This window comes from Marinifilum fragile (assembly GCF_963677365.1).
Lineage (GTDB): Bacteria > Bacteroidota > Bacteroidia > Bacteroidales > Marinifilaceae > Marinifilum > Marinifilum fragile.
In genome coordinates, this window is record NZ_OY781962.1 from 2,177,234 (window position 1) to 2,193,494 (window position 16,261).

The following is a 16,261-nucleotide window of genomic DNA, read 5'->3' on the forward strand; positions in this document are numbered from 1 at the left end:
CCATAATTAAATAATTATTAATTCACACACGGGAATGATTATTTAATTTATGGTAAGTTCCATCTGATCTAAAACAATAAAATTATATACAGATGAAACAATATATCTGGATAAGCTTAGCCTTATCATTATTAATAGCATGTAAACCAAATACCAATTCGCATGGACACGATCATGGCGGACACTCACATGAAACCGATACTCATGCTGCACATGATGAAGAAGATCATTCGACCATGAGTTTAACCCTGTACAATGAAAATACAGAGTTATTCGTGGAGTTTCCTAAACTCATGTTGGATCATGTTTCGAACTTTACGACACATTTAACCAACCTGGAAACCTACAAACCTTACACCGAAGGAAGTGTTAAAGTCGTTTTAATGGTAGCAGGGAAAGGTTATTCGAACACGGTAAATTCGCCTGCCAGAGATGGCATTTTCACGCCTTCATTAATGCCTAAAAAGGCTGGCTCAGCTACATTGGTTTTTGAGGTAAATTCGAAGTATGGCAAAGAAAAGTTCGTTGCTAAAAATATCCCTGTTTATAAGGATCATGAAGAAGCAGATAATGCAGCTGATCAGGAAAGTGATAATGAAATTAGCTTTTTAAAAGAACAAGCCTGGAAAATTGATTTTGCAACTGCCGAAGTTAAAAATTCAAACTTCCAAAACATTATCAAAACTACCGGAACACTACAACCAGCAGTTAATATGGAAAAGCAAGTGGTTGCCAAAACCAGTGGTGTAGTTCATTTTAGTTCTACCGATATTGTTGCAGGTAAAACAGTTAACAAGAACACTTCATTATTCATGATTACAGGGAAAGGATTGGCTGGTGACAACCTGTCTACCCTATATACCGAAGCAAAACTGGAACTTGAAAAAGCCAAAGCTGAGTTCGATAGAGCAAGTACTTTGCGAAAAGATAAAATTGTAACGGAAAAAACATTTCTAGAAGCTAAAGCGGCTTACGAAAATGCCCAAGTTAAATTCAACAGCATCAACAAAAACTATAATGATAGTGGACTTTCCATTCTTTCTCCGGTAAACGGATTTGTTTGTGACGTTTATGTGAACGAAGGCCAATATGTTGAAAAAGGTACTGTACTTGCCAAAGTAGATCAAGGTTCAAAATTGATGCTGAAAGCGGATGTTTACCAAAAGCATTTAAAAGAACTTCCTAATATTAAATCGGCAAATTTTAAACTTCCTTATCGCAATAAGGTATTTAGCACCGAAGAATTAAATGGCAAAATGATTGCCTATGGAAAAGACATTCATGAGGATGATTATACTACGCCATTGTTTTTTGAATTGGACTTAACACCAGAACTATATTCAGGTTCATTTGTTGAGGTTTATCTGAAATCTGAACATACCAAAAATGTATTGCACATCGAAAAATCGGCAGTTCTTGAAGATCAAGGTTTGAAATATGTATTTGTACAAACCGGAGGAGAAAGCTTTGAGAAAAGATTTATCACAATAGGTGCCGATAATGGTCGTGAAGTTGAAATCCTTAAAGGACTTCAAGCTGGAGAAAGGGTTGTTACCGAAGGAGCTTATTTTGTGAAACTTGCTTCCCTTGCAGGATCATTGCCAGCTCATTCTCACGAACATTAGAAGCCTTGATCAATTAACCGATTTAAGAATTTAAAAAGATACATTGTGCTAAATAAAATCATACAATATGCGTTACACAACCGCATTCTTGTAATGTTTGTTTCTGCCTTACTAATTATTGGAGGTAGCTACACTACATTAAATATGGATGTGGATGTGTTTCCGGATTTAACAGCTCCAACTGTAGTTGTTATGACCGAGGCTCACGGTATGGCGCCGGAAGAAGTGGAAAAACTTGTTACTTTCCCTATAGAAACAGCCGTAAATGGAGCCACTGATGTTAGAAGATTACGTTCATCCTCATCGGCAGGATTCTCGATTGTTTGGATTGAGTTTGAGTGGGGAACTGACATTTACAAAGCCAGACAAATTGTTAGTGAGAAACTAATGCCATTGTCTGAAATGTTACCCGAAGGTGCCGGTAACCCTACTCTTGCTCCACAATCCTCAATTATGGGTGAGGTATTAATGATTGGACTTCAATCGGACAATGTTAACCCAATGGAGTTAAGAACCATTGCCGACTGGACCATCAGGCCACATTTGCTTGCCATTAATGGTGTTGCCCAAGTTGTTGTTATTGGAGGTGAGTACAAACAATATCAGATTCTTGCCAATCCACAAAAAATGCGATACTACAATGTAAGTATCGATGAGTTGATGAAAGCGGCTGAAGCTACGAATCAAAACTCAGCTGGTGGATTCATTAACGAATATGGAAATCAATACAACATTAGAGGAATTGCCAGAACTTCTGACTTTGATGAGCTTGGCAATTCGGTAGTAAAAATCTATAAGAATGTTCCGATCCGAATTAGCGACATTGCTGAAGTTAAAGCTGCTGCCGCTCCAAAAATTGGTTTGGGAACCATTAACGCCAAACAGTCGGTTTTACTAACCATTAAAAAACAACCTGGCGTTAACACCCTAAAATTGACCGAAAAGCTTGATGCTTCAATTGAAGAGCTATCAAAATCATTACCCGAGGGTGTGAACGTAAATACACACATCTTCCGTCAAGCGGATTTTATTAATTCATCCATTGGCAATGTACAAAAAGCTTTACTGGAAGGATCTGCTTTTGTAATTGTAATTCTGTTTCTGTTTTTAATGAATTACAGAACTACAACCATTTCACTCCTGGCGATTCCTATTTCATTATTGGTAACAATAATTACCCTTAAGTTTTTAGGCATTACCATTAATACCATGACACTTGGAGGTATGGCAATTGCCATTGGTGACTTGGTAGATGATGCCATTATTGATGTAGAAAATGTTTACAAACACTTAAGACAAAATCATCTTCTGCCAAAAGAAGAACGTAAAAAACCTTTGCAAGTGGTTTACGATGCTTCTTGCGAGATTCGTTCATCTATTATTAATGCAACCTTTATTATTATTGCTGCATTTTTACCTCTTTTCTTCCTTAGCGGGATGGAAGGGCGAATGCTGCAACCTCTTGGTATTGCATTTATCGTTGCCTTGTTTGCATCATTAATCGTAGCCATTACACTGACTCCTGTTTTATGTAGTTTTATGCTTACAAGCGATAAAATGCTTGATAAGAAGAGCAAAGAAAGTTGGTTGGTATCTCGTTTAAACAAAGGATATGAAGCCTCGCTTCAAAAAGCATTAAATCACAAAAAATTGATATTAAGTGGTGCTGGTATTTTATTTATTGCATCCATTATTACTTTAACAAATCTTGGACGCAACTTTTTGCCTGATTTTAACGAAGGCTCTTTAACGATTACCGCCATTACCAAACCTGGAATTGCATTAGAGGAATCCAATAAAGTTAAAGTCTTGGCTGAGGAAGCACTTCTTACCATTCCCGAAGTTCGATTGACAGCCAGAAGAACAGGTCGTTCAGAATTGGATGAACACTCTTTTGGTGTAAACACTTCGGAAATTGAAGTTCCATTTACGTTAACCGATCGTAGCAAATCAGAATTTCTACAGGAGGTACGTGAGAAGTTAAATCAAATTCAAGGAGTAAACTTTGCCATTGGACAGCCTTTAAGTCATAGAATTGACCACATTCTGTCTGGTACTAAAGCCAATATTGCAATCAAAATGTTTGGTGACGATTTAAATCTCATGTTTCAAACTGCAAATCAAATTAAAACAGCTATTTCACCTATCGAAGGTGTTGTGGATGTGAACGTTGAACAGCAGGTAGAAATCCCTCAGATAAGAATTACACCCAGAAGAGATATGCTGGCAAAATACGGCATCTCCATCACCCAGTTTTCGGAATTTATTCATGTAGCATTTGGTGGTGCTAAGGTTTCTGATGTATTTGAAGGGATCAGAGCTTTTGATCTGATCGTGAAATACAACGAAGAGAATCGCGGAAGTATTGAAGCCATCAGAAATGCACTAATCGATACTTGGGATGGAAAAAAAATTCCATTTAGCTATGTGGCGGACATTCAATCTCTATCAGGACCTAATACCATAAACAGGGAAAATGTACAACGCAAACTGGTTGTTTCGGCCAATGTTGCCGATAGAGATTTAAGTGGTATTGTAGCAGACATTCAAAAAAGTGTAGATGAAAATATCATACTGCCAGAAGGATACCGCATCGAGTATGGAGGACAATTTGAAAGTGAGGCAAAAGCATCAAAAGTTTTAATGATCACTTCGATTTTCAGTTTACTAATCATCTTTCTGCTTTTATTCCAGGAATTTAGAAGTTCTCAATTGGCTGGAATTATCATGCTAAACCTTCCTCTGGCTCTAATTGGGGGAGTATTTACCATTTTCTTCACTTCAGGCATGTTAAGTATTCCTGCCATTATTGGTTTCATTACCTTATTTGGAATTGCTACCAGAAATGGAATTTTGCTAATATCCAACTACCAGAGCCTAAAAGAAAAAGGTTTACAGTTAAAAGAGATCATTTTAAATGGATCGGTGAATCGACTAAGTCCTATTTTGATGACGGCATTAACGGCTGCACTGGCCTTAATTCCAATGGCTTTGGCAAGCGATCAACCTGGTAATGAAATTCAGAGTCCAATGGCAGTTGTAATATTGGGTGGATTGCTTACCTCTACCCTCCTGAATATCTATGTTATTCCGATCGTTTATTTGGTGTTAAACAAGAAAAAACAAGAAGATGAATAAAATTGTATTCGTAATCATGATATCAATTCTGAGCCTTTCTGCAAAGGCTCAGAATACTGTTCAGGATGTGCTTTCTGCAATTGAAAAAAACAATCCTGTGTTGAAAGCAAATGAACAGTTTTTTGAAGCTCAGAATCTAGGATTCAAAGCGCAAACCAATTTGGACAATCCTGAACTGGAATGGGAAAAAAGCTTTTCGTCAGATGAAGGAAAACCATATGAAATATTGGTAAGTCAAAGTTTTGATTTTCCGACAAGCTACTTGTATAAGAATCAGCTTAAAAAGGCACAAATTGCCAATACGGAAAACTACAAAGCAAAATCGAGACAGGAAATATTGCTAGAAGCAAAACTGCTTTGCATTAAACTGATTTATTACAACAAGCAAAAAGCTGAGTTGAGTAATCGTTTAAATAATGCAGAAAGGTTAAATGACTTGTTTCAAAAAAGGTTGGAAGAAGGAGATGCAACAATTCTTGAAGCCAATAAAATTAAAATGCTTCGTTTGAATACCGCAAATCAATTAAAAATGATTGAGAGTAAAGTTTCTAACCTTACTGATGATCTTATTAAACTAAACGGAGGTAAGCAAATTGATCTTAACCTGCATGAATATCCTTTAATGAGTATCGATCAGGACATGAAGGAATTATTAACTCAATCATTGAATGCAGATCCACAACTGAAGCTATTAAGTACTAAAGAGGAAATTTCTTCAAAAGAAACTTCACTTGTAAAAACAAACTCGTTACCCAAGTTTAGCATTGGATATCGCTATTTAAATTCGGATATCATGAAACAAGCCAATGGAATAAAACTTGGACTTAGCATTCCATTATGGGAAAATAAGAACAAAGTTAAAAGAGCAAGGTTGCTGGAACAATTTAGTAGAGAAGAATATATAATTGGAAAAATGGAACTTGAAAATAAATTTCTGAAACTTTTTCGAAACTTTTTGAACCTTGAAAAAAGTATGAAAGAGTATGAGGGAGTTTTTACAGAGAAGCATTACGATACACTTCTTCAAAAAGCCTTAACCCTTGGCGAAATATCAAGCATTGAGTACTTTACAGAGAATATTTATTATTACGAAAGTGTTGATACTTATCTTGAAATTGAGCATGAATATTACAAAACCATGTCAGAATTATTGAAATTTCGTCTTTAATATTATTTAGAATCAGTTAAAATACCACTTTTTTTAGAACCTTTAAAAACATACGGCGTAGAACATTCAAAACGATTTCCGTTTTTAAGGTTTAAAGTGAATAGATAGAAGAGGATGGAGTGGTTACCATCCTCTTTTGTATTTTATATCTCTCCTATTATTTCCTTTTTTCACAGCTCTTATTCATATGTTATCTAATCTGTTCGACAACACTTGTTTAATTATTTTTAATCTTTTTATTGTTCCATTTTAATTTTATTCATATATTGCCTATGAATTTTCCATGGAAAGTTCAGGTTTTAAAGTGAATATGAAAAAAGGACGGAGTGGTTGCCGTCCTTTTTTATTGAACTAAAAGCCAAAAAAAAGCGAATAATCCAATTGATTATCCGCTTCCAATATTATCGTCTATTAGTTACTTAAATAGTTTCTTTAACAGATCTTTTCCTTTTTTCTCTAATTCCTTTTTGGTTTTTCTTTCCAGTTCTTTTGCAATTGCTTTCTGAGCCTGCTTCATTGCTTTGCTTAAATCAGGTTTTACTACTGGATTATCAACTGTTCCTGTAATTTTAACTGCTACATCAAATGCTGGTACATTATCAAGACCGGGAACCTGTGTAAAGAGCTTGTTGATATCACCTCCCAAATCTTCTTTTGGCAATTTCATATCCATGGTAAAGTCAAGCTTACCATCCACAGATTGAGTTCCATATATAGTTGCCGGATTGCCTGCTACTTTAGCCGTAAATGGCTTCACAACCACATTCCCATTTGTGATTTCAAATTCCATATCGAGCTGAGTAACTGAAATTCTCTTGTACTTATCATTTTTTAAAGCTGCAGCCAAAGCATCAAAAGCTTTGTTTTCCTTAATTAAGATTTTGCGGGAATGTAAAGCTCCTTTACCATTTAAGCTTGCAGGAATTGGATTCATTTCAGCATCAAGCAAACCAGTAATATTCATATCCGATGAAACCTTTCCTTCACAGTTCATGGCTATTGGTATCATCTTCTTAATCATACTAAGCGAATGGTAAGCATTATTGATGTCAAAGTCATTAATGTCTAAACCAAAATCAATCTCAGGCTTGGTTACATCAATGGTTTTGTACATCCCATTCATGGTCATATTCCCTTTAAGCATAGTCATAGAAAGGTTGGTAAGCTTTGCAGATGCATTCTTTACCACTATTAAGCCTTTCACATCTTCAATGTCCATTTTATCAAAACGAATGGTATTAAAGTTAGAGCTTAATCGTAAATCCAGATTTGCAGGAACCTCGATAACCGATAACGGAACTGTATCTGCCGAATTTTCAGTTTCCTTAGTCTCTTCTGTCATGAACTCGTTCAGATCCATCATCTTTGAAGTCAAGTTAAAATTGCCTTTAAGAACTTTCCCCTTCATGGCATACGCAATGTAATTCTCAATTTTTCCTTTCAGCTGAATATCTGACTTTCCAATTCTAGAATCAAATGAGCTAAGGCTAATATAACGTGGAGTAAAATCAAGAACTGATTTTATAATCTTAACTCCCTGCGGAAAATCTGGTGTCGTAAATACAAAATCATTCAACACAACACTTCCTTTCGCCATAAATTTCTCAAACTCCTCGTTTTCGATTACCGAATATTGTCCCTTAAAAACCACATCAGAATTAACTATACCAGCTATTTTTATGCTGTCCATAGGAATTGCATGCCTAACCTTTTCAAAGTCAACAATTCCTTTAAAGAATCCACTTATCAATGGATCTGTCATAGGATTTTTCACATGTATTTCAGCATCAAAAGGATTTTTAGCTACCTCAAAATGGAATTTATTGACATCTGTTGTGAGCAAATCCAATTCACCTCCTGGGTGATTCACCTGAGCATCAATCTGAATATTCTGAACTGACTCTGGCAAGTCAGCATATTTTAAACTTGCTTTGCCCACTTTCAATTTGGCGCCAAAAGCAGGGTAAGAATCTTCTTTGTATTCTCCTTTTGCAAATGCATTTAATTCAAATTGTCCAGAAGTTTCCAAACCTTCCAAGTCAGATTTGAATACATCAGGCACCATAGCTAACAATGATTTAAAATCTGTCTTCTCAGCATTTAATTTAAGATCCATGCTATATCCATTATCAAGCATTCCCACCTGACCATCAATACCAAAATGCAGATCATTAATACTCAACTGGTTTTCCCTAAATTTAAAAATCATATTTTCAAGATCAGCCGCAAGATCAGCAGTTAAGTTCAAGCTTGCATTGTTCAAGTATCTTGCTCCTTCATAATCAAAACTAATACCTGTTAAAGTGGTTGCAACATTTAGGTTGGTTTCCTTTGCCGAAAAATCACCACTTAATTTTAAATCCAAATCCTCCACGGCAAAAACAGCCTTCAAAGTGACATCATCATATAACAATCCGAAATTATCAATTCTAACCTCATCAAAAATCACTTTAAAGTCGGAAGCTTCACCCGATTCTTCAACAACAACTTCTTCTCCCGTTGACTTTACTATGTCCCAATTGGCCTTACCTGTTTCTAAAACTTTCGCATTTACTTTTGAGTCTGCCAATACAATAGCGCCAACTTTGATCTGCGATCCGGATAAAGCTGAGGATAAATCTACAGCAGTATAAAGTCTACCCACAAAAGCCAATGTATCCGATGCAAACTCATTTTTACCTACCACACTTACATTTTGTAATTCAATATAGAGGTTGGGAAAATTTTTAAGCATAGATAGAGAAAGATCTCCAATTTCTACTTTTGCATCAACCGTGTTATCAATTTCAGCTTTTACCCTTTCAAATATCTGATCTTTAAAAAAGTAAGGCAGAATTATCAATAGCGCTAAAAGGAAAACTAAGATTCCTCCAAAAATTTTAAGAAACTTCTTCATTGCTAAAAGTTAAATTGGTTTTACATAACAAAAATAGAAAATACTTAGAGAATTACATCAACTAATAATTTTAAATTCCACTAAATGTAAATTTAATTTTTTTCAATTGATCTTTCCCTCCTATCTAAAAGATTTATAGTTTTTTAAGATTTATAAAAGATTCTGGTGGTGTTTTTTCGACAAAAAAAGATAAAAAACACTTGCATTACATTTCTAATTTTCCCTATATTTGCAGCGCCTTTAAGGCAAGACGGACGCGTAGCATAACTGGATAGTGCACCACATTACGGCTGTGGAGGTTGGGGGTTCGACTCCCTCCGTGTTCACCAGAAAAGACTCATCAAACAAAGATGAGTCTTTTTTTATGCAATAAACTTTGCTAGAATCAGACACAAAAAAACAAAAATTTAAATACTTGATTGTAAAACAAAAAAGATATTTTTTCGTATTTTTTACTGAGTAGGCTTGCAATTAATAGGTAATTTTCCCTATATTTGCACCGCCTTTTAAAGGAAACGGACGCGTAGCATAACTGGATAGTGCACTTGGTTACGGCCCAAGAGGTTGGGGGTTCGAATCCCTCCGTGTTCACTGCAGGACTTATCAGTAATGATGAGTCCTTTTTTTGTACCCTAATTCTTACTGGTTTACTGTACATCTTTTGCTACCAAAACTTTCCTATGGAAGAGAAATGAAAATAAAGTTGCTACCCGACTAATCCATTTTTTTTAATTTCGCCTCTAAGAATTAAACATTATGGCAAAAACGATTAAAACAAACGCATTACGACTACTTGATAAACATAGAGTAAACTATGAGGCGAAAGATTCCACCAATCTAAAAGCCAGAGATATGAGTGATCTAGATGCTTCTCTTATTCACAAAACTCTTGTTACACGTAGCATTAGCAACGAACTCTATGTTTTTATCATCCCACTGTCGAGTGAATTGGATTTGAAAAAAGCTGCCAAAGCTGCAGGTGAAAAGAAAATATTGATGTTACCAGAAAAGGAATTATTACAAAACACTGGTTACATAAAAGGAGGATGCTCGCCGATTGGCATGAAGAAACAATATAAAACCTTTTTAGAGCTTAGTTCTGTTTCAATGGAGCAAATTATTGTTAGCGGTGGAAAAGTGAATTTTAGAGTAAAACTAAATCCACTGGATTTAATGCAAATTACCAACGCCAAAGAGTTTGATCTGATTCAAGAATTATAATATACTTACAACAAGTAAATCATCAATTTCAATAAGTCATTCACCTTATTTTTAATAAGATGGTACAGTAAAGACTTAAGCTTCAAAAATCTCATGTTAACTGTAAAAAGAATACAAGCTTCAGTAATTACTATACATTTTCGAATTTAGATTCATCTAATTTTGTCATTACCAACAAAATAAGATAATTTAAAAGAAAAAGTATGACAAAAATGAAATGGGATGAATCCAATATTCCAAATCAAAAAGGAAAAGTTATAGTTGTAACAGGATCGACAAGTGGAATTGGAAAAGAAGCTGTGAGAATTCTTTCCGACAAGGAGGCTACTCTGGTTATGGCTGTTCGAAACACTGAAAAAGGAGATTTGGTTGCAGCTGAAATTCAAAATACAAATCCGAAAGCCATTATTAAAGTTATACCACTTGATTTGACCAGTTTGGAATCGATTAAAGATTTTGCGGAAAACTTCAGCCAGTATTTCAACAAGCTGGATGTTCTCATCAACAATGCTGGTATCATGATGTGTCCTTTTGGCAAAACAGAAGATGGCTTTGAAGTGCAAATGGGAACCAATCATTTGGGACATTTTGCTCTTACAGGGCTTTTAATGCCTCTGCTTAAAAAGACCAAGGATTCAAGAATCGTAGTTACTTCAAGTGTTGCACACAAATTCGGAAATATTAATTTATCAGATCTGAATTGGGAAAACAGAAAATACAATACCAACAAGGCATATGGCGACAGCAAATTAGCAAACCTGTATTTTGCCTATGAACTGGTACGAAAATTCAAAAATGATGCTGATGCACCCATGGTAACTGTAGCTCATCCAGGGTGGACAAGAACAGAACTACAAAGACATAAAGGTGGAATTCGATTTCTGAACAATTTCTTCTCTCAAGTTCCTGCTATGGGAATTTTACCATCGCTTCGTGCGGGATTCGACCCCAATGCAAAAGCAGGCGAATACTATGGTCCTGCTAAATTCTTCGAAATGCAAGGATATCCGGTTAAAGTAAAATCGAATAAACTTTCACATGATGAAGAGATTGCTAAGAAATTATGGGACTTGTCGGAAGTAATAACCGGAGTAAAATATTAACAGTGAACAGTTATCAGTAAGCAGAAATTAAAATGACGATCGTTTATCGTAATCGAACATATACTGTTGGATAATCCAACAATTGTTTTAATTCACAATCTACAACTTACTGTTAATCTTATAAATGATTATTTGGCACAATACTTGGCTGGCAATTAATAAATTGTTAAAAGTTTGTATAACTTACAAAACCTAAATTAATTGTTAAGCTAAGTATCATTGCTATGAAATTAAAACACCTGAGCATTTTAACTACTCTTTTTCTATCCTCTTTGCTACTTTTCGCAAAAGATTACCAATACAATGAAAAAAATGGAATCAGAACCTTCCACCAAGGGAGCTTGTTTGTGAAAGAAGGTGTTCCTTTCCTTACTGTTAAAGGTGACTCCTACGAAATGGGACTACAGTATGGCGTTCTAATGAATGATCAAATCATGGAAATGCAGGTTAAAGTTGACAGCGTAGTGGAAAAATATGTTGGTAAGTTGTTCCTGAAAAAATGGATTGCCAATATGGTATTGCAATCCAAAATCAGGAAAATAGAAAAGCGGATGCCTAAAGAATTTATACAAGAATTGGAAGGAATGGCCGAAGGTTGCGACCTAAGCTTGCGAGAGGTAAAAACCATTGCTTACTTTCCTCAAATCTTTTTTGAGATTAGCTGTGCTTCCTTTGTTTTAAAAAATGAGAATGGCATTGTGCATGGCAGAAACCTCGACTGGCCAGGAATTGAAATTTTTACCAAGTTTCCTTTAATTGTAAATTATCATCGAAAGGATAAAATTCCAACTACCATTCTGAGTTTCGTATGCTATCCCGGTGCTTATACGGGTATGAATCACAATGGGCTAAGCATGTCGATTAATATGAATGGCTGCCCAATACCCGAAGACAAGGAAGAAAGTGATTATGTGACTGGCATGCCAATGCCTTTTGAATTGCGCTATGTAATGGAAAATGCAGATGAACTTAGCGAGGTTGATGAAATCTTTAACAATTACAGTACACATGGTTGGTTTATCACCGTTGGTAGCAATAAGGATCAATCTGGTGCGATGTATGAATTGACCAGAGGACAATGCATCAAAAATAAAATGCAGGATAATTATATTGGCGTAACCAACCTTGCTGTGTCTGAAAAAGGAAGATATGAATACAGTCCGATTAACATGCATGGAGAAAGCAATATCACACGAGAAGACAAACTTAAAGAGCTTTACCAAAACATCTCTGATGAAAACTTGGTAGACAAGGCATACCAAATGGTTTCGTCTACTGCCTACTACGAATTGCCACATGATACTTCATGGGGATGTTCCATAAACAATGATATCACTGTAAAGTCCTGCATCATGGACAACACCAACAAAAAAATCTATTTTGCCTATGGCGAAATGCTTGCCGGATGCAATCAATTTTTAGAATATGATATTGCAACACAAGATGTTTCTGTCTATAAAGAGAAACAAACTATACCCGATGAAGACTACCTAAAAAACAGATTGGTCTTTAAAAAATGGTATAGGGAAAATTGTTCCGAAAAAAAGAAATTGGAGAAGGAAGATTACCTTCAGATGATTGAAAAAGTGAATCAATTGGAATTACAGCCAGCTTACAAATACAATCTGCTTTCGAGATGCTATATAAATCTTGAGAATAAAGAAAAGGCTAATGAATATGCAAGTAAATATATAGCTGAAATGCCAACATTTGGCTCAGCCTATATGACACAATTTACGATCAGCCGACTATCTAAAGATTATGAGAAGGCAATACAATCTATTCAGGAAATGCTTGAAAAAGCACACAACACTCCTTCAGATTATTTTTGGGCAAAACGTCAAATGATTCTAATGTATGACAAACTTCAGGCACAATCACCCAAAGAAGAATATGTGAATAAGATAAAAGTGCTGAATGAAGAATTAAAAGAACTTTGCAAGCCCTTCTTCCCTTCGAAATGGGTAAAATCGGAATTGGAGAAGATGGATGAGATTGTAAAAAAGTATTTGTAGGAATCTAAAATCCTTTCAAAATAAAAAAGAGGGTGTCCAAAAAGTAAGTTCAATCGAATACAATGTCATGTTGAATGAAGTGAAACATCTGTTAATCAAAGGGACAGATTCTTCTCCCGAGGCTTCGGGATCAGAATGACAATAATATTGAACTTTTTGGACACCCTCTTTTGTTATGTATTTATTTTTTTCGATACTTTGGCTTCATTTTTAACTCAGCAGGACGACTTGAGTATTCCTTTTTGCCAAGCTCAGGAGCTGCTTTGAAGTTTTCAGGAATCTCTCCCCCATTTTTGGCGCTTCTCTCAAGCATCATTTCCAGGGCCAATGCATAATCGTAATGTATTCTTGCATCATCCCTTGTTGTATCATTGTATGCGATATAACGCAAATATTCTACACATTTGTAAAACCATTCATCAGGATAATCTGCTCCATAACGTTTGTTAAGCCTTACCATGAACTTTAATCGATCAATCACCTTTTGTTTGTTAAGGGTGGATTCGGCTAACAATGCATCAATCGATTTTATGGCCTGAGTATAGTCTTTTTTGAAATGAATGTTATCAGAGATCTTCTTCAATCGAATATTAAACTCTTTTCCTTCAAAATCACACAATGTAGTCATTACTTCTGCACTGCAATACTGTGTTTCATTTGCCAATTTCTTATCCACCTCTTCTTTCCCGAATAGTTCAACAAACTTACTGTAATTATCGGAAACCTCCTTCAAATATGGGTTATCATATCCTGAAATGCAATCATTATACAGTTTCCATATGACAGGTTCAGTTAATTTTCCTCCATTCTTAATGATTTCATCGAAGCCTGCCTTTACAGCATCTCGTTTGTAAATTGATGACATATACCTCACATAATTGATCATGAAATCCTGATCACGATTCCCCTCATCATATTGTGAAAGGATGTATTCCGATGTGGTTTGAGGCTGCAAAGCTGCTTTCCCAACGGCAATAAATTTTTCTGATGATTTTCTTCCTCCACTTCTGTGTACAATCTTTTCGTTTTCCGGATTTATAAATGCATAAGTTGGATAAGATTTTACTGCATATTTCTTTGCCAACAATTTACCTTCTTCCGCTTCTGCATCTACCTTAAGGCAAACAAATTTACTATTGTAGAATTCCCCAACCTCTGGCAAAACAAACACTGTTTTAGCCATATTTAGACATGGTCCACACCATTGCGTGTAAAAATCTATAAATAATAACTTGTCTTCTTTTTGTGCCTTTATCTTAGCCTCTTTCCAATTGCCATGAAAAAACTGAATTCCCTCTGTTTTTTCCGCAAACACACTGCTACCAAGAAAAAGCAACAATGAAATTTGCAATATTTTTAATTTCATCTGTTTATAATTTATTTCCTATTGTCAGATGGAACTCCTGATGAATTTTAATCATTACCTCCAGTGAGCACTCAAACTCTGTTCTCATGTGTGCATTTTAGAATATTAAAATTCATGTTCGTTTCATCATTACATCTCTCTTATTGCGATAACTCTCCCTACTTTTTTAACAATATCACCACTAAAAAATGAACTGATAAAGACAGTCATCTTCAATCTAAAATAAGAATAAGATATGCAGTATTCTGCTGATACTGCATACCTTATAAGAATTTGATTTTTTAATATCCAGGATTTTGATCCACTGGATTTCCATTCGTTTCACTTGATGGAACTGAAGAGATTCTGAAATTTTCGATTCGCTGACGATATTGTGCTTCAGCATCGCTTCCTTGGGCAATTGCTTTATCCAATGCTTCCCTAAGAATATCATTTCTCTCCAACAATTTTTCTGCTCCAAATCTTCTTAAAGCAAAATATTCATGCCAGTTTTCAAATGACATCTCGATTAACCACTCGTTACAAATTGCAGTTTCAATTTCCTCCTGTGTTGCATGAGGAACAGGATTGGCTCCTGCACGCGCTCTGATTGCTGCAATTGGAGCATATGCATTTTCATATGTACCACCACTACGATATATAGCCTCTGCTTTCAACAAATAAATTTCTGCTGTACGCAAATACATTAATGGTAAGTTATTTGATGAATTAACAAGTTTTTTAACCGTTGGGTTAGTATAAACCGTTCCTGCTGTTCCGTAACGATAATCAACTACAACGGTATCACCAATAATTGCATTGTATCTTGGATCATCTCCCAATAGATTGATGTAGTTAGAAGATGGGCCCCATTTTCCAGAACTAAAAGAAGTTATTCGTGTTTCAAGACTGGATGCTTCAGTGTCTCCAAATACTCTTCCAAAAAGAATTTCGCCGGTACTTTCCCAATCGGAGAAAATTGTTGAGTAATCAGGTGCCAAGGCATTTTCAGCATGAGCCAGTACTTCATCTGCCATACTTATACAGTCAGAATATCTTTCCATTTGAAAAAGCACTCTTGTTTTTAAAGCTTTGGCAGCCACTTTTGAAGCTTGAGAACATCCCGAATAGTCAGGACAATAATCTATTGCAATCTCCAACTCTTCTAGAATCATTTCATAACTATCAGCAACTGTGGATCTATCTTTCTTAACATTCTCAATAGACGGCAATTCGTTACGAATAATTAAGCCCAATTTACTGTCCATATCCCAATACTGGGTGAATCGTAGCATTAATCTTTCATAGGCCAAGGCTTTTAAGAAATGTAATTCTCCAACAATTTCTTCTTTTCTGTTTCCTTCAAAATCATCAATTCCTTCAATAGCAGACAACAAAAAGTTGGCATTCTTTATTAATCCATAATCATATGACCATTCAGTACTTCCATTGCTGGACAATACCGGCCAGTAGCGTTCGTAATACCAAACGGCATTTCCTCTTGTCCACCATTCTGGTTTTCTCATGGTACCTGCTTTAAAACTACCTTCAACCATAATATCTCTTGAATCGTAGGCATCTGCAGATAAATTTGCATATACACCAATTAATGCCAATTCAACGGTTTTAGCATTTGTGATGGCTCCATCCAAATCAGCCTCATAATGAGGTAATTTTTCTAAAAAATCATCTGTTGAACAACTAAACAGCAGAATACTGATTAGTAGTATATTTATATATCGTTTCATAG

At 35.5% G+C, this 16,261-nt stretch carries 9 protein-coding genes and 2 tRNA genes; 8 read left to right on the forward strand and 3 right to left on the reverse strand.

The genetic code is table 11. From position 1 onward, the window contains the following. The first annotated feature begins 92 nt into the window (after positions 1-92). The 3 genes from ACKPCA_RS08635 to ACKPCA_RS08645 are packed head-to-tail and all read left to right on the forward strand — an operon-like array spanning position 93 to position 5,931. Positions 93-1,625: an efflux RND transporter periplasmic adaptor subunit gene (locus ACKPCA_RS08635; RefSeq protein ID WP_321282466.1), complete on the forward strand. Its 1,533-nt coding sequence runs from the start codon at positions 93-95 to the stop codon at positions 1,623-1,625. A gap of 45 nt (positions 1,626-1,670) precedes the next feature. Next, positions 1,671-4,763 carry an efflux RND transporter permease subunit gene (locus ACKPCA_RS08640; RefSeq protein ID WP_321282467.1) on the forward strand — a complete coding sequence of 1,031 codons (3,093 nt, stop codon included), beginning with the start codon at positions 1,671-1,673 and terminating at the stop codon, positions 4,761-4,763. Beyond that, positions 4,756-5,931 (forward strand): TolC family protein, encoded by a 1,176-nt coding sequence (locus ACKPCA_RS08645; RefSeq protein WP_321282468.1) that lies wholly within the window; start codon positions 4,756-4,758, stop codon positions 5,929-5,931. Before ACKPCA_RS08640 ends, ACKPCA_RS08645 begins: the two co-directional genes overlap by 8 nt. Before the next feature lie 415 nt (positions 5,932-6,346). Here ACKPCA_RS08645 and ACKPCA_RS08650 read toward each other — a convergent pair whose 3' ends face one another. Continuing rightward, positions 6,347-8,827, reverse strand: a complete 2,481-nt coding sequence (locus ACKPCA_RS08650) for an AsmA-like C-terminal region-containing protein (RefSeq protein WP_321282469.1) — start codon at positions 8,825-8,827, stop codon at positions 6,347-6,349. Positions 8,828-9,079: 252 nt separating this feature from the next. Here ACKPCA_RS08650 and ACKPCA_RS08655 point away from each other — a divergent pair. The 5 genes from ACKPCA_RS08655 to ACKPCA_RS08675 all read left to right on the forward strand — a co-directional run bounded on the left by ACKPCA_RS08655 (position 9,080) and on the right by ACKPCA_RS08675 (position 13,166). After that, a tRNA-Arg gene (locus ACKPCA_RS08655) sits at positions 9,080-9,156 on the forward strand. Positions 9,157-9,344: 188 nt separating this feature from the next. Next, positions 9,345-9,418: transfer RNA gene (locus tag ACKPCA_RS08660), tRNA-Arg, on the forward strand. A 165-nt stretch (positions 9,419-9,583) separates the two neighbouring features. Then, complete coding sequence (locus tag ACKPCA_RS08665) at positions 9,584-10,048, forward strand: YbaK/EbsC family protein (protein WP_321282470.1); 465 nt, start codon at positions 9,584-9,586, stop codon at positions 10,046-10,048. Positions 10,049-10,251: 203 nt separating this feature from the next. Further along, entirely contained in the window at positions 10,252-11,151 is a 900-nt protein-coding gene (locus tag ACKPCA_RS08670) for an oxidoreductase (protein WP_321282471.1), read from the forward strand. Between the two features lie 224 nt (positions 11,152-11,375). Continuing rightward, positions 11,376-13,166 (forward strand): C45 family peptidase, encoded by a 1,791-nt coding sequence (locus tag ACKPCA_RS08675; RefSeq protein WP_321282472.1) that lies wholly within the window; start codon positions 11,376-11,378, stop codon positions 13,164-13,166. Positions 13,167-13,347: 181 nt separating this feature from the next. Here ACKPCA_RS08675 and ACKPCA_RS08680 read toward each other — a convergent pair whose 3' ends face one another. After that, positions 13,348-14,532, reverse strand: a complete 1,185-nt coding sequence (locus tag ACKPCA_RS08680; RefSeq protein ID WP_321282473.1) for a thioredoxin family protein — start codon at positions 14,530-14,532, stop codon at positions 13,348-13,350. A gap of 281 nt (positions 14,533-14,813) precedes the next feature. Then, the gene (locus ACKPCA_RS08685) at positions 14,814-16,259 is read right to left on the reverse strand and encodes a RagB/SusD family nutrient uptake outer membrane protein (protein WP_321282474.1); all 1,446 of its coding nucleotides are present in this window, start codon (positions 16,257-16,259) and stop codon (positions 14,814-14,816) included. Between the last annotated feature and the right edge of the window lie 2 nt (positions 16,260-16,261).

Coding starts and splice junctions, on each gene's coding strand:
- ACKPCA_RS08670 (WP_321282471.1), top strand. CDS start 10,252: ATGACAAAAATGAAATGGGATGAATCCAATATTCCAAATCAAAAAGGA.
- ACKPCA_RS08650 (WP_321282469.1), bottom strand. CDS start 8,827: ATGAAGAAGTTTCTTAAAATTTTTGGAGGAATCTTAGTTTTCCTTTTA.
- ACKPCA_RS08685 (WP_321282474.1), bottom strand. CDS start 16,259: ATGAAACGATATATAAATATACTACTAATCAGTATTCTGCTGTTTAGT.
- ACKPCA_RS08680 (WP_321282473.1), bottom strand. CDS start 14,532: ATGAAATTAAAAATATTGCAAATTTCATTGTTGCTTTTTCTTGGTAGC.
- ACKPCA_RS08675 (WP_321282472.1), top strand. CDS start 11,376: ATGAAATTAAAACACCTGAGCATTTTAACTACTCTTTTTCTATCCTCT.
- ACKPCA_RS08645 (WP_321282468.1), top strand. CDS start 4,756: ATGAATAAAATTGTATTCGTAATCATGATATCAATTCTGAGCCTTTCT.
- ACKPCA_RS08635 (WP_321282466.1), top strand. CDS start 93: ATGAAACAATATATCTGGATAAGCTTAGCCTTATCATTATTAATAGCA.
- ACKPCA_RS08665 (WP_321282470.1), top strand. CDS start 9,584: ATGGCAAAAACGATTAAAACAAACGCATTACGACTACTTGATAAACAT.